Annotated in this window: 13 protein-coding genes; 3 read left to right on the top strand and 10 right to left on the bottom strand. The window is 41.7% G+C overall.

The window, feature by feature from the left end:
- Positions 1-31: 31 nt before the first annotated feature.
- The 10 genes from ABT310_RS01170 to udk all read right to left on the bottom strand — a co-directional run bounded on the left by ABT310_RS01170 (position 32) and on the right by udk (position 9,764).
- A complete protein-coding gene (locus ABT310_RS01170; RefSeq protein WP_375324941.1) occupies positions 32-391 on the bottom strand; it encodes a four helix bundle protein in 360 nt (119 codons plus the stop codon).
- Positions 392-422: 31 nt separating this feature from the next.
- Positions 423-2,165: a signal peptidase I gene (gene lepB / locus ABT310_RS01165; RefSeq protein ID WP_375324940.1), complete on the bottom strand. Its 1,743-nt coding sequence runs from the start codon at positions 2,163-2,165 to the stop codon at positions 423-425.
- A gap of 49 nt (positions 2,166-2,214) precedes the next feature.
- A complete protein-coding gene (gene dapB / locus ABT310_RS01160; RefSeq protein WP_375324939.1) occupies positions 2,215-2,916 on the bottom strand; it encodes a 4-hydroxy-tetrahydrodipicolinate reductase in 702 nt (233 codons plus the stop codon).
- A gap of 3 nt (positions 2,917-2,919) precedes the next feature.
- Entirely contained in the window at positions 2,920-3,570 is a 651-nt protein-coding gene (locus tag ABT310_RS01155) for a DUF5683 domain-containing protein (RefSeq protein WP_375324938.1), read from the bottom strand.
- The gene (locus tag ABT310_RS01150) at positions 3,563-4,468 is read right to left on the bottom strand and encodes a ParB/RepB/Spo0J family partition protein (protein ID WP_375324937.1); all 906 of its coding nucleotides are present in this window, start codon (positions 4,466-4,468) and stop codon (positions 3,563-3,565) included. Before ABT310_RS01150 ends, ABT310_RS01155 begins: the two co-directional genes overlap by 8 nt.
- On the bottom strand, positions 4,469-5,242 hold the full coding sequence (locus ABT310_RS01145; RefSeq protein WP_375324936.1) for a ParA family protein: 774 nt from the start codon (positions 5,240-5,242) through the stop codon (positions 4,469-4,471).
- Between the two features lie 135 nt (positions 5,243-5,377).
- Complete coding sequence (gene scpA / locus ABT310_RS01140) at positions 5,378-7,450, bottom strand: methylmalonyl-CoA mutase (RefSeq protein WP_375324935.1); 2,073 nt, start codon at positions 7,448-7,450, stop codon at positions 5,378-5,380.
- Complete coding sequence (locus tag ABT310_RS01135; protein ID WP_375324934.1) at positions 7,443-8,828, bottom strand: methylmalonyl-CoA mutase subunit beta; 1,386 nt, start codon at positions 8,826-8,828, stop codon at positions 7,443-7,445. Before ABT310_RS01135 ends, scpA begins: the two co-directional genes overlap by 8 nt.
- Positions 8,815-9,153 (bottom strand): septum formation initiator family protein, encoded by a 339-nt coding sequence (locus tag ABT310_RS01130; RefSeq protein ID WP_375324933.1) that lies wholly within the window; start codon positions 9,151-9,153, stop codon positions 8,815-8,817. The genes ABT310_RS01135 and ABT310_RS01130 overlap by 14 nt, the downstream gene beginning before the upstream one ends.
- Positions 9,154-9,158: 5 nt before the next feature.
- Positions 9,159-9,764 (bottom strand): uridine kinase, encoded by a 606-nt coding sequence (gene udk / locus ABT310_RS01125; protein WP_375324932.1) that lies wholly within the window; start codon positions 9,762-9,764, stop codon positions 9,159-9,161.
- 194 nt (positions 9,765-9,958) lie between these two features.
- On the opposite strand from udk, the gene ABT310_RS01120 reads away from it, so the two are divergent.
- Genes ABT310_RS01120 through ABT310_RS01110 form a run of 3 tightly spaced genes read left to right on the top strand, consistent with a single transcriptional unit; the run spans position 9,959 to position 13,440 of the window.
- Positions 9,959-10,444, top strand: coding sequence for a biotin/lipoyl-containing protein (locus tag ABT310_RS01120; protein WP_375324931.1), 486 nt, complete (start codon positions 9,959-9,961; stop codon positions 10,442-10,444).
- 6 nt (positions 10,445-10,450) lie between these two features.
- Positions 10,451-11,893 carry an acetyl-CoA carboxylase biotin carboxylase subunit gene (gene accC, locus ABT310_RS01115; protein ID WP_375324930.1) on the top strand — a complete coding sequence of 481 codons (1,443 nt, stop codon included), beginning with the start codon at positions 10,451-10,453 and terminating at the stop codon, positions 11,891-11,893.
- Positions 11,894-11,898: 5 nt separating this feature from the next.
- A complete protein-coding gene (locus tag ABT310_RS01110) occupies positions 11,899-13,440 on the top strand; it encodes an acyl-CoA carboxylase subunit beta (protein WP_375324929.1) in 1,542 nt (513 codons plus the stop codon).
- Positions 13,441-13,926: the final 486 nt, after the last annotated feature.

Genomic DNA, 13,926 nt, shown 5'->3' with positions numbered 1-13,926 from the left:
CTGAGGATTTGATAATGCCGTGTTTTGTGAACTATTTGGTTTGATGATTTCTAAGCGCATTGAGCTTGTTGGTGATGCTCTCTAGTTTTATTCTTAACTTAATATAGTTTTCTTGAGAAATAAATCCTAATTCAGTTGCTAGAATGAGTTGGTTTAATACTTCAACTGCAGACCCAAAGGAAATAGTTGTAAAGTGAGCTTTGTCCCTATTGGTCTTTCTAGCGGAACCTTCAGCAACGTTGGAACATATGGAAACTGACGCCCTCCTTAATTGTGAGGTGATTCCAAATTTCTCACTTTCTGGAAATAGATTTGTAATTCCATAAATTTCTATAGTGAAGTCTTTTGCTTCCTTCCAGACATCAAGTTTTTCAAAAGAATAGATATACATTCCAACAAATCAAATTAACGAATGGTCAAATTCACCCGTTTTGTTTCTTTTTCTTGCGGAAGAAATCAAAAATAAACCAACCGGCCAAGGCAGCTACAAAATACCAGAAGTAAGAAACAGGTTCACCGCTTCCACCAACTGTAGTGAAAACACGGTTCCAACGTACTCTCCAATTGGTGATGCCTTCCCTAAAGTTGTCAAAACTCATCCAAAGGAAAACAGGCTTACCAACAATGTGATCTGCAGGAACGTAGCCCCAAGTTCTACTATCCTCGGAATGGTCACGGTTATCACCCATCATCCAATAATAGTCTTGCCTAAAGGTGTAAGAGTTCGCTTCTTGTCCGTTGATGAATACTTTGTTTCCAGTGACCTTGACATCGTTGTGTTCGTAATCACGGATAATTTTTTTGTATAATGGTATTGTCTTCGCATTGATTTCAACCGTAACACCTGCCTCAGGAATATAAATGGGGCCAAAATTATCGTTGTTCCAAGGGTACAAATTAGGTTTTTGTGGAAATGTATTTCCACCGTACATGCCTTTAGGGTCAATGGTTTTAACCACAGAATCAATTTCTGGGTTATTGTGTAGTTGTGTAACCATTTCATCCGTAAGGTTGGCCATTCTGGATAGTGGTTTTTCTTCCGAAAGTGAAAGTCGTAATTGTCGGATTACGTTCGTGGGAATCCCTTTTTCCGTGGTGTACAGCTCTATTTTGCCATCTTCGGTAGGCTTAGCTCCAGAAACATAAGGAGCAAGGGCATTGTATTGCGCTTCATTAATGTTGGTGGCTATATATTTACGAACATAATCAGAAGCATCTACTTCTTCCAAATAACGACTAGATACGCCATTTTTTGAATAGATGTCATATACAAACATCGGTTTGGCACGATCAGATAGTTGCAATTTTTCACCATCAATGTAAACATCTCCATTTATTACCGATAAAGAGTCTCCTGGTGTACCAACACAACGTTTCACGTAATTGGATTTTTTGTCTATGGGCTTTTTAACAGCCTTATCTGCCCTAAAAAATTGCACCAAGGTATCCGATGGTAAACTAAAAACAACTATGTCGTTCTTTTTTACCCTTTCAAAACCTGGCAATCGCATGTATGGCAACTGCAATTTATTTATCCAAGACGTTTTATAGGTTTCTGGATTTACATCGGCCAAATACGACCTTGTTCTAACTACAGGTAGGGTATCGTGAACCATTGGGGCGGCCAAGGTGGTCATGGGAACCCTTGCGCCAAAATGAAATTTGCTAACGAACAGAAAATCTCCTACACGCAGGGTGCGTTCCAAGGAACCAGTTGGGATTACGTAGGGTTGAATAAAATAGGTGTGTACAAAGGTGGCCGCAACAATGGCAAAAACAATGGAGCTTACCCATTCGCCCAATCCTGTTTTTGGTTTTAGGTCTCTATCTTCTATGTATTTTACATCTTCAACATAGTTGATATAGTAGGTGTAAAAACCAAGAGTTAAAATCACCAACCACGTATCCAACAATGAGCTTTTACCAAAACTACGGATGGTTTCTACCCAAACTACTGGGAACATCAATAAATTGATAATGGGAATGAACAACAATAAAACCCACCACCAAGGTCTATTGATGATTTTCATTAAAACAATACCATTATAAACCGGGATGGCTGCCTCCCAAGCTTTTCTGCCAGCTTTTACGTATAGTTTCCAGGTGCCCAAAAAGTGGATGACTTGGATGAGGAGGATAAAAATAATCCACTGTGTACCGTCCATATAATAAGTTTCTTAGTAAGACTCGTGGTCTTTATTCTTGTTACGTTATTTAGCTTAGGTTTAACACATCTTTCATGGAAAAGACCCCTGTTTTTCCAACAATCCATTCCGATGCAATTACAGCGCCAAGGGCAAAACCTTCACGATTGTGTGCTTGGTGCGTTATCTCAATTTTGTCCACGGCACTTTCATAGGCAATGCTATGCGTTCCGGGTACCATGCCTTCTCTAATGGAGCTAATGGGAATGATTTTGTCTCCCGATTCTTTCAATTTCCATTGCTCATAGGGAGTGTTATCAATAATACCTTCGGCAAGGGTGATGGCCGTTCCGCTAGGTGCATCCAATTTTTGGGTATGGTGAATTTCCTCCATTGAAACCTTGTACTCTTCCAAATTGGCCATCATTTTGGCTAGTTGGGCATTGAGTTCAAAAAAGATATTCACGCCCAGACTAAAATTAGAGGCATAAATAAAAGCTCCTTTATTTGTACTGCAGATTTCCACCGCCTCTGCATATTGTTCCAACCATCCCGTGGTGCCACAAATTACGGGAACACCATTTTTAAAACAGTTGGTAATATTCCCAAAAGCAGATTCAGGAGTACTGAAATCAATGGCAACATCCATGGAATTGTAATCTATGGGTTGCGACGCATCGTCTATTTTTGCAATAATGGTATGGCCTCTTTTTTGAGCGATCTGCTCAATCATTTTTCCCATTTTCCCATATCCAAAAAGACCAATATTCATAAGCTAAAATTTTACCACCAGAGCCATGCCGTAATTCGGCTGGTTGGTAAAGGGGTTGATGTCGAGAAACGGCTGAAAATCAACTGCAAGATTATCATCGACATTGTATTGTTTTAAATGAGAGTCCACATTGGCGTCAATAATGTTCAGGGCATAAAGCGCAATGGTAATTACCAGGGCCAAATCCCTGTCTCTTTGTGTGTTTTCCTGTGCTTCTTGTAGTGCTTCTAAAGTTAAATCCGGACCTTCTCCATCTCCGTTCAAATCAAAAAACTCATCATCGGTAAATCCTGCGGACCGCCTCTTAAAAGCATTCCGTGCCCGACGATATTCGGTGTTATTATAGGAGTAGACATAGATTCCGGTTCCGATGGCTCCCCAAACAATGGGGGCCTTCCAGTATCGTTTATTGTAAATCTGTCCCAATCCTGGTAAAACAGCAGAGTAGAAGGCGGCTTTACTGGGGGCTAGGGGATTTATACTTTTTTCTTTTCGTACTTCTTCAAAAGTAACACCCTCTCCTTCAATTTGTTGGGTGGGTTCTATTACTTCGGTTTGAGGAACTTCTGTAGGCTCACCTTCTTTCTCTTCTTGGGAAAAGCCAGTATGGAGAAACAGCAAGAAAAAGAGCAAAAAAAATAGGTTTTTAATCACCAGTAAGTATTTTTTTGATACGCTTGAATTCCTCTTCTGAATGAAACGGAATTACAATCTTCCCTTTTCCATTCGATGAAGTTGTAATGTCTACTTTGGCTGCCAAATGGTCCTTAATGGCTTTTAACCCTTTTGTAACAAATTCAGGAGCTTCTTTTACATCTTTTTTCTTTTCGGAAGCGGAACCTTGAGGCTCTTTTAAAGATTTCACCAATTTTTCAGTATCTCTTACCGAAAGTCCATCGGAGACCACTTTTTCATAAATGGCAATCTGCTCTTTCTTTTTGTCAATGTTGATAAGTGCCCTACCGTGACCCATGCTGATGAAACCATCGCGCATTCCTGTTTGGATGATCGGGTCAAGTTTTAAAAGTCTAAGGTAATTGGTAATGGTGGAACGTTTCTTTCCGACTCGGTCGCTTAATTTCTCTTGGGTGATTTCAATTTCATCAATCAACCTTTGATAAGAAAGGGCAATTTCAATAGGGTCTAGATCTTGCCTTTGAATGTTTTCCACCAATGCCATTTCCAACGATTCTTGGTCGTTGGCAATACGGATGTAGGCGGGAATAGTTTCCAAGCCCACCAATTTGGAGGCACGGAACCTACGTTCACCAGAAACCAACTGGAATTTATTGAAATCCAGCTTTCTAACCGTAATGGGCTGTATAATGCCAAGTTCTCGAATGGAACTGGCCAATTCCGTAAGGGCTTCGTCGTTAAAGTTGGAGCGGGGCTGAAAGGGGTTCACTTCAATGGACTGAATGTCCAATTCCACTACGTTGCCGATAACCTGGTCCGCATTTTTGTCCGAAACGGATTGAATATCGTTCTCCGGATCTTTTAAAAGCGCGGACAGGCCTCTACCCAAAGCCTGTTTTTTTGTTGCTTTCGCCATTTAAACTTTCTCCTTGTTTTTCTTCAAAATTTCGTTGGCCAAGTTAAGATAATTTGAGGCGCCTTTGCTACTTGCATCATATTTTATAATGCTTTCACCATAACTTGGGGCTTCACTTAGCCGCACATTTCTTTGTATGATGGTGTCGAAAACCATATCCGCAAAGTGTTTTTTCACTTCTTCCACAACTTGGTTGGACAGGCGTAACCTCGAATCGTACATGGTCAACAACATGCCCTCGATATCCAAATCGTTATTGTGTATTTTTTGAACGCTTTTTACCGTATTTAACAGTTTTCCAAGTCCTTCCAAAGCAAAGTATTCGCATTGGATGGGAATCATAACCGAATCTGCAGCGGTAAGCGCATTAAGAGTCAATAGACCCAAAGAAGGAGCACAGTCAATCAATACAAAATCGTAGCGGTCGCCCAAATCTTTGAGCGCTTCTTTCAACATGTATTCGCGATTGTCTTTGTCTACCAATTCAATTTCGATGGCCACAAGGTCGATGTGTGCAGGTACCAAATCAACATTTGGGGAATCTGTTTGGATGATGACTTCATCCACGCTCATGGTATGTTCCAGTAATTGGTAAGTGCCCTGTTCCACGGAATCTACATCGATTCCCAAACCGGAAGTTGCATTGGCTTGGGGGTCGGCGTCAATCAACAACACCTTTTTTTCCAATACACCTAGGGATGCTGCAAGGTTTACCGTGGTGGTAGTTTTACCTACACCTCCCTTTTGGTTTGCTATTGCAATAATCTTGCCCATTTCATAGTAAGTTAGGTGCTAAAAATACGATTATTTGGGACGCGATAAAATGTAAATTGTTAACAGTGCGTGAATAACACTGTGTTTCAGCGTTAAATAAAGTTAATCTTGTATTTCTTAGGTGATTAAGTAGGCCTAATCCAACAAAATGTTGAGGATTTCGATGGCGGCCTCGGCTATTTTGGTACCTGGTCCAAAAACAGCCACAGCTCCATTGGAAAGCAGATGGTCGTAGTCTTGCCTTGGAATTACGCCTCCCACAATCACCATAATGTCTTCCCGACCATAGTTTTTGAGTTCTTTTACCACCTCTGGCACAAGCGTTTTATGCCCACCGGCCAAGGATGAAATGCCTAAAATATGCACATCGTTTTCAACCGCTTGTTTGGCTACTTCTGCAGGTGTTTGAAACAAGGGTCCAATATCCACATCAAAACCGAGGTCGGCATAGCCGGTGGCAACTACTTTGGCTCCGCGGTCGTGTCCATCCTGACCCATTTTGGCGACCATGATCCTTGGTCGTCGACCTTCCTGATCAGCAAAGTCATCGGCCATTTTTTGAGCCTTTTTGAAGCTTTCGTCGTTTTTGATTTCTTTGGAATACACGCCAGTAAAGGATTGGATTTTTGCTTTGTAACGACCGAATGCAGTTTCCATGGCATCGCTAATTTCGCCAAGGGTAGCACGTTCTTTGGCCGCTTCTACAGCTAAAGCTAATAAATTTCCACGGTCAGTATCGTTTTGGGAGGCTTTTTTGGCTGCTTCTTTAAGGGCATCCAAGGCTTTTTCTACGGCAACAGTGTCACGAGTGCCCTTAATGTGTTCCAACCGTTCTATCTGTTGTTTGCGCACCTTGGCATTGTCCACTTCCAAAATTTGGAGATCATCCTCGTTATCTAATTGATATTTGTTCACCCCAACAATAATCTCCTGACCGCTGTCAATTCGAGCCTGTTTTCTGGCGGCTGCTTCTTCAATGCGCATTTTGGGAATTCCCTTTTCAATGGCTTTGGTCATGCCACCGAATTTCTCCACCTCTTCAATCAGTTTCCAAGCCTCTTCGGCTATCTCATGGGTTAATTTTTCTACGGTATGACTACCTGCCCAAGGGTCAACAGTTCGGCAAATATTAGTTTCTTGTTGCAGGTAAATTTGTGTGTTTCTTGCAATTCGTGCTGAAAAATCGGTGGGTAGTGCGATGGCTTCATCCAGTGCATTGGTGTGAAGACTCTGGGTGCCGCCGAAAGCAGCTGCCATAGCTTCAATGGTGGTTCGGGCCACATTATTGAAAGGGTCCTGCTCTGTTAAACTCCACCCACTGGTTTGGCTATGGGTTCGGAGCATGAGTGATTTTTCGTTATTCGGACTGAACTCCTTAACCAACTTGGCCCAAAGCATACGTCCTGCCCGCATTTTGGCTATTTCAGTGAAATGGTTCATGCCAATACCCCAAAAGAAAGAAAGTCTAGGAGCAAATTCATCAATTTTTAGCCCCGCTTTTATTCCTGTGCGAATGTATTCAATGCCATCGGCCAAGGTGTACGCCAATTCCATGGCAGCTGGTGCTCCAGCTTCGTGCATGTGGTAGCCAGAAATACTGATACTGTTGAATTTTGGCATTTTTTGACTGGTAAACTCAAAAATATCGGCCACAATTTGCATGGAAGGCGTAGGCGGGTAGATGTAGGTGTTTCGAACCATAAACTCCTTGAGGATATCGTTTTGAATGGTACCTGAAAGTTGCTCCATAGATACGCCCTGCTCCAAAGCGGCTACAATATAAAATGCCATTATTGGAATCACGGCTCCGTTCATGGTCATGGAAACGGACATTTTATCCAAAGGAATACCGTTGAACAAAATCTTCATATCCTCGACGGAATCAATGGCAACGCCAGCTTTTCCAACATCGCCGACCACTCTGTCGTTATCTGAATCGTAACCGCGGTGCGTAGGTAGGTCAAAAGCTACGGAAAGCCCTTTTTGACCTGCTTCTAAATTTCTTCGATAAAAGGCATTGCTTTCTTCTGCGGTGGAGAACCCTGCGTATTGCCTAATAGTCCAAGGTCTGCGGACATACATGGTAGAGTAGGGACCACGTAGAAATGGAGAAATTCCTGCTGCAAAGTTTTCGTGTCCGTAGTTTTGGGTCTCGACTGCGCTCGACCTGACAGTCAATTCCAATTGTTGAAGATCTTTTCTACTCATTGTTCAATCTTTTTTGTTCAACAGCTTCGGCCAAACGTTTTTCGATAATCGGAGTGATGATGGTTTTCCGCGGCTTTGTTTTAACGAAAGGATAGAGTTCCAAATCATCTTTCATGTGATCCTGAGGATTTAGATATTTATTGGTGCCGAGTGATACTAAAGTACCATCATCAAAAAGTTGCTGCTCCTTTTCGGCGCTTTCCTTGATTTTTTGTTGGATAATGCCCTTTTTCAAGGCTTCCAAAAACCCACCCGAAGCTTCTAGTTGTTTGAATAAGGCCAATGCTTTTTCCGCAAGTTGATTGGTCAACGATTCGATATAATAAGAACCTTCCGCAATTTGGGAAGCTTCGGTAAAGTAGCCTTCTTCTTTTAGAAGCAATAATTGGTTTCGTGCGATGCGTTCCCCAAATTCATTGTCTTTATGATAAAGTGCATCGTAAGCTAAATTGCAAACGGTATCCACTCCGCCCAAAATTGCCGACATACATTCCGATGTGGTTCGGAGCATGTTCACGTTATAATCATAAAGCGTTTTGTTGCGTTTGGAGGGCACGGCCAAAATGGAACATGGATTTTTAATACCATATTCTGAGGCCAAACTGTTCCAAAGCCAGCGTAGAGCTTTGATTTTAGCTATTTCAAAGAAATAATTACTACCAACGGCCACTTTAAAGGTGATGGGGAAAGACTTCTCGACTGCGCTCGAAGTGATAAAATGATTCAAATATTCATTGGCGTGGGCCAAACCATAGGCCAATTGTTGCACCATATTGGCACCCGAGTTTTGATAAAGTGAAATATCAACTCCCAAAATAAAAATGTCAGATGTGCCGAGTGACATAATTTCAGTCAGCAATTCGTGGTCTTTATCCAGATTGTGATACCAATTGCCATCTTTGGCCAAATGACCAATAATATCAATACATAAATGAGCTTTTGCCTTTTTATCGGAGAGAAATGAAATCAGTTTTTTAATAGGCTGCAAAGCCAAGAACTCAAAATTGAAATAGAGTTCCAGCCCTTCCAAATGGATGCTTGAAAACAAGGTTTCAAAATCGGTTTCTTCACTCGGAATAGTGAAAATCAAGCCTTCTACTCCCTTTTGAAGCACATTCACAGCCTTTTTATTGGCTTTTTCAGCATCTCCAACATAAATGGCCTGTCCTACCGACCAATCATGGCCTTTTGGTAAGGAAAAAGTGCGAATGTCGTGAACATCTTCGGCACTGTAAAAGGGTTTAACATTGATGCCCTCCAAAGATTCCCAAACAAGCTTGTCGTTATAATCGGCCCCTTTGAGGTCGAACTGTATTTTTTGTTTCCACTGTTTTGCAGATACTTCAGGGAATTCATCAAATAGGTCAGTCTTGCTCATTTTGTTTGTTCTTTAGGCTATCCTCATATTCAATCAAGAATATTTCTTCGTTCTCCTTTTTCATGTAGTATTTTTCGCGGGCAAGCTTCTCCAATTCTTTTTCATCCGACATTTTTTCTAGAATTTCCTTGTCTTTGGCGATTTCACTTTTTAAAAAGTCCTTCTGTTTTTCCAGTTTTTTGATTTCGTTTCGTAGCTCCAAATGAATCAAAAGCGAATTGGTATCAAAAAACGCCATCCAAATCACAAAAACAGTCAATACCAACACATAAGTGTTTGTCATTGTTTTGAACCATTTCTTCTTTTTCAAATCCTTGAACCCCATCTTGCCTATAATTTATTGTTGATGATGGTTCGCACAATATCCACAGCCACAGTGTTGTAATGGTTGTTGGGGATAATAATGTCTGCAAATTCCTTTGAAGGCTCAATAAATTGTTCGTGCATGGGCTTTACTGCGGTTTGATAACGGGTGAGTACTTTTTCCAAATCGTGTCCACGTTCCCGAATATCACGTTGCAATCTTCGAATCAATCGTTCGTCGGAATCGGCATGCACAAAAATTTTAATGTCGAACATATCCCGAAGCTTCGCATTGCTGAGCACCAAAATACCTTCCACGATCATAACCTTTTTTGGTGCGGTTGGAATGGTCTCTTCCATTCGGGTTTCTTCTACAAAGGAATAGATTGGGGTTTGGATGGTTTCCCCTCTCCTCAACTCTTCCATATGTGAAATCATCAAGTCAAAATCAATGGAATTCGGGTGGTCAAAATTTATTTTGGCGCGTTCTTCACGGCTCAAATGGGATAAGTCGTTATAATAAGAATCCTGCGAAATCACTCCCACTTCATTTTCGGGAAGTTGTTCCACAATTTGTTTTACCACGGTTGTTTTTCCGCATCCAGTACCTCCCGCAATCCCGAGTATCAGCATAGTTCAAATTTTGACATCAAAAGTAAGCAAATGATTGCTTTCGATGCTTGATTACGACCTTACATAATTAGCCATTACAAGAAAAACAATTAATGATCAATGTCATAATTAATCCTGCTTAATTGGAATAGCTTTGTGTGATTTCTAGTGCATTAACCTTATATTTATCAAGCTAACCAAAGGAAACCTTTTATATGGATCATTCGTATACGGTCAAGGTTAACGAGAGCTTTGACTTTAAACTTTCCAAGGATACAATGGCTTCGTTGGACCTAATTAAAACAGGTAAAAATGCCTTTCATTTATTGAAAAATGGAGCATCTTACCACATCAAAATTCTGGATTCTGATTTTAACAAAGGAGTTTACACCATCAGTGTTAATGGGAGTGAACATAAAGCCTCCATTTTAACGCCTTTGGATGAACTTATCGAAAAAATGGGCTTTGCAATCGCAGGCGGAAAAAATGTGGATTCCATCGCGGCTCCCATGCCTGGACTTATCTTGGATATTTTAGTGGAAGAGGGACAAGAAGTGAACGAAGAAGATCAATTGTTGATTTTGGAAGCCATGAAGATGGAAAATATTATCACTTCTCCACGAGATGGGATCATCAAAAAAATAAGCGTGTCAAAAGGTGATGCTGTTGACAAGAAACAACTGTTGATTGAATTTCAATAAAACATCATGAAGAAAATTTTGGTCGCCAATCGAGGCGAAATTGCGGTTCGCGTAATGAAAACCGCTAAAAAAATGGGCATTAATACCGTTGCCGTGTTTTCGGAGGTGGATAGGAATGCGCCACATGTGCAATTTGCGGACGAGGCGGTTTGCATCGGTCCTGCACCTTCCAATCAATCGTATTTGCGAGGTGATAAGATTATTGAAGTTGCCAAGGAACTGAGTGTGGATGGCATTCATCCTGGCTATGGGTTCTTGAGTGAAAATGCGGATTTTGCCGAAGCGGTAGAAAAGAGTGGCATCACATTTATTGGGCCTAAATCGAAAGCTATTCGCATTATGGGCAGCAAATTGGCCGCCAAAGAAACGGTAAAAGCGTACGATATCCCTATGGTGCCTGGAATTGATGAAGCCATTACGGATGTGTCCAAGGCCCATGAGATTGCTAATGAGGTAGGGTATCCAGTTTTAATCAAAGCTTCAGCAGGAGGTGGTGGTAAAGGGATGCGCATCGTGGAAAAGGAAGAAGATCTTGAATCTGGTATGAAGCGAGCTATCAGTGAGGCGACTTCCGCCTTTGGTGACGGTTCTGTTTTTGTAGAGAAATATGTAAAATCACCGCGGCACATCGAAGTGCAGGTGATGGCAGATACCCACGGCAATGTGCTTCACTTTTTTGAAAGGGAATGCAGCGTACAACGTCGTCACCAAAAAGTGGTGGAAGAAGCCCCATCGGCCATATTAACTCCCAAATTGCGTGAAGAAATGGGAATTGCAGCCTGCAAAGTGGCTAAGTCCTGCGATTATATCGGGGCAGGAACCGTTGAGTTTTTGATGGATGCTGACCACAATTTTTACTTTTTGGAAATGAACACGCGTCTGCAAGTAGAACACCCCGTAACCGAATTGATTTCGGGAGTGGATTTGGTGGAACTGCAGATAAAAGTGGCACGGGGAGAAGCGCTCCCCATGAAACAAGAAGATTTAAAGATTCACGGACATGCGGTGGAGCTTAGGGTGTATGCCGAGGACCCGTTGAACGATTTTTTGCCCAGTGTTGGCAACTTGGAAACCTATCAATTACCGGTTGGGGAAGGGATTCGAGTGGATAATGGTTTTAGCGAGGGAATGGATATTCCGATTTACTACGATCCCATGTTGTCCAAACTGATTACCTATAGTAAAACCCGTGAAGAAGCCATTGAGTTGATGCTTGATGCCATTCAAAATTATAAAGTAAAAGGCGTGCAGACCACCTTGCCGTTCGGAAGCTTTGTATTTGCCCACGAAGCCTTTAGGTCTGGGAATTTTGATACCCATTTTGTGAAGAATTATTATTCCCCCGAAAAGATAAAGGAGCAAACCGCCAATGAAGCTGAAATAGCGGCTATGGTGGCCCTTTATCAATATCTGGAAGACAAAAAAATAGTACGATTACCTTCAAACTGAAATCCATGGATTCCAAAATAAAAGCATTACAGGAAAAAATAGCCGAAGCCCATTTGGGGGGAGGTCAAAAACGTATTGATAAGCAGCATCAAAAGAAAAAGCTCACCGCCCGTGAACGGGTCCTTTACTTTTTGGATGAGGGTTCTTTTGAGGAAATGGGCATTTTGGTGACACACCGCACCACAGATTTTGGAATGGATAAGGAGCAATATTATGGTGATGGTGTGGTCACGGGTTATGGAACTGTAAATGGGAGATTGGTCTATGTGTTTGCCCAAGATTTTACGGTATTTGGTGGCGCATTGTCCGAAACCCATGCTGAAAAAATCTGTAAAGTGATGGATTTGGCCATGAAAGTGGGTGCGCCAATGATTGGACTTAACGATTCGGGTGGAGCTCGAATACAAGAGGGAGTGAAGTCGTTGGGAGGCTATGCGGATATTTTTTACAGAAACGTTCAAGCTTCTGGGGTGATTCCACAGATTTCGGCCATTATGGGGCCATGTGCAGGTGGAGCGGTGTATTCCCCAGCCATGACTGACTTTATTATCATGGTGGAAGAAACCAGTTATATGTTTGTGACAGGTCCAAACGTAGTAAAAACAGTGACCAATGAAACCGTAACTTCGGAAGAATTGGGAGGGGCAAGTACCCATGCCGTAAAATCGGGGGTTGCCCATAAAACATCCATTAACGATGCGGCTTGTTTGGACGATATCCGAAGATTGTTGGATTATTTGCCTCAAAACAACAAGGAAATCACGCCCAAATTGCCTTATGAGTTGGGTGATGAGACTCGTGAAATATTATCGAATATAGTCCCCGATAATCCCAACAAACCTTACGATATGCATGAGGTAATCAGAGGAATTATTGATGTGGATTCCTTTTATGAAATCCATAAGGATTATGCGGAAAACATCATCACGGGTTTTGCCCGATTGGGAGGAAGAAGTATTGGAATCATTGCCAACCAACCTATGTTTTTGGCAGGGGTGTTGGACGTGAACAGTTCCACTAAAGCAGCTAGATTTACCCGTTTTTGTGATTCGTTCAACATTCCATTATTGGTATTGGTGGATGTGCCAGGATTTTTACCAGGAACCGATCAAGAATGGAGCGGAATTATTATGCACGGTGCCAAATTATTGTATGCTTTGAGTGAGGCTACTGTTCCGAGGGTAACCGTGATTACTCGTAAAGCTTACGGAGGTGCTTATGATGTGATGAACTCCAAACATATTGGTGCAGACTTCAACTTTGCATGGCCAAGTGCGGAAATTGCGGTGATGGGAGCCAAAGGAGCCAGTGAGATTATTTTTCGGCGTGAAATTGCGGCTGCCGATGATCCTGAGGCAAAATTGAAAGAGAAAGAGGCCGAATATGCCGATAAATTTGCCAATCCTTATCGTGCTGCCAAGCGTGGATTTATAGATGAGGTGATTCTTCCTGAGAATACCCGAAGCAAATTATTAAAGACCTTTGCCATGTTGGAGAAAAAGGAGATTCCAACGCCTTGGAAAAAGCATGGGAATATTCCGCTTTAATATTAGTTGGCACTAATTACTCGAATTAGTTCGAATAGTGAAATCGCCCATTCCGTTTTGTCATTTCAAAATGACGATTGAGAAATCTTTTGGGGTGCACAGATTTCTCGCTTTGATTTCGACTATGCTCAATCTGCCAGTTCGAAATGACCTTGATTTTTAGATTGTCATTCTGAGCGAAGCGAAGAATCTATAGGTGATAAAGTGTAAAACTTGGGTTGACACAAATGACACGAATTACGCTAATTAACTCGAATGGATTAATGACGGTCTGAATGTTGTCATTTCGAAATGAGGAATGGAGTGACGATTGAGAAATCTTTTGGGGTGCACAGATTTCTCGCTTTGATTTCGACTATGCTCAATCTGCCAGTTCGAAATGACCTAAATGATTTAAATGTCATTCTGGGCGAAGCGAAGAATCTAATTCAATTGAGATTGGTTTGACACCGATGACTCAAATTAGCTCGATTAATAAAGTTTCTT

Origin of the sequence: Flagellimonas cixiensis (genome assembly GCF_042134615.1) — a bacterium.
GTDB classification, from domain to species: domain Bacteria; phylum Bacteroidota; class Bacteroidia; order Flavobacteriales; family Flavobacteriaceae; genus Flagellimonas; species Flagellimonas cixiensis.
This window is presented reverse-complemented; position numbering and strand designations above follow the sequence as displayed.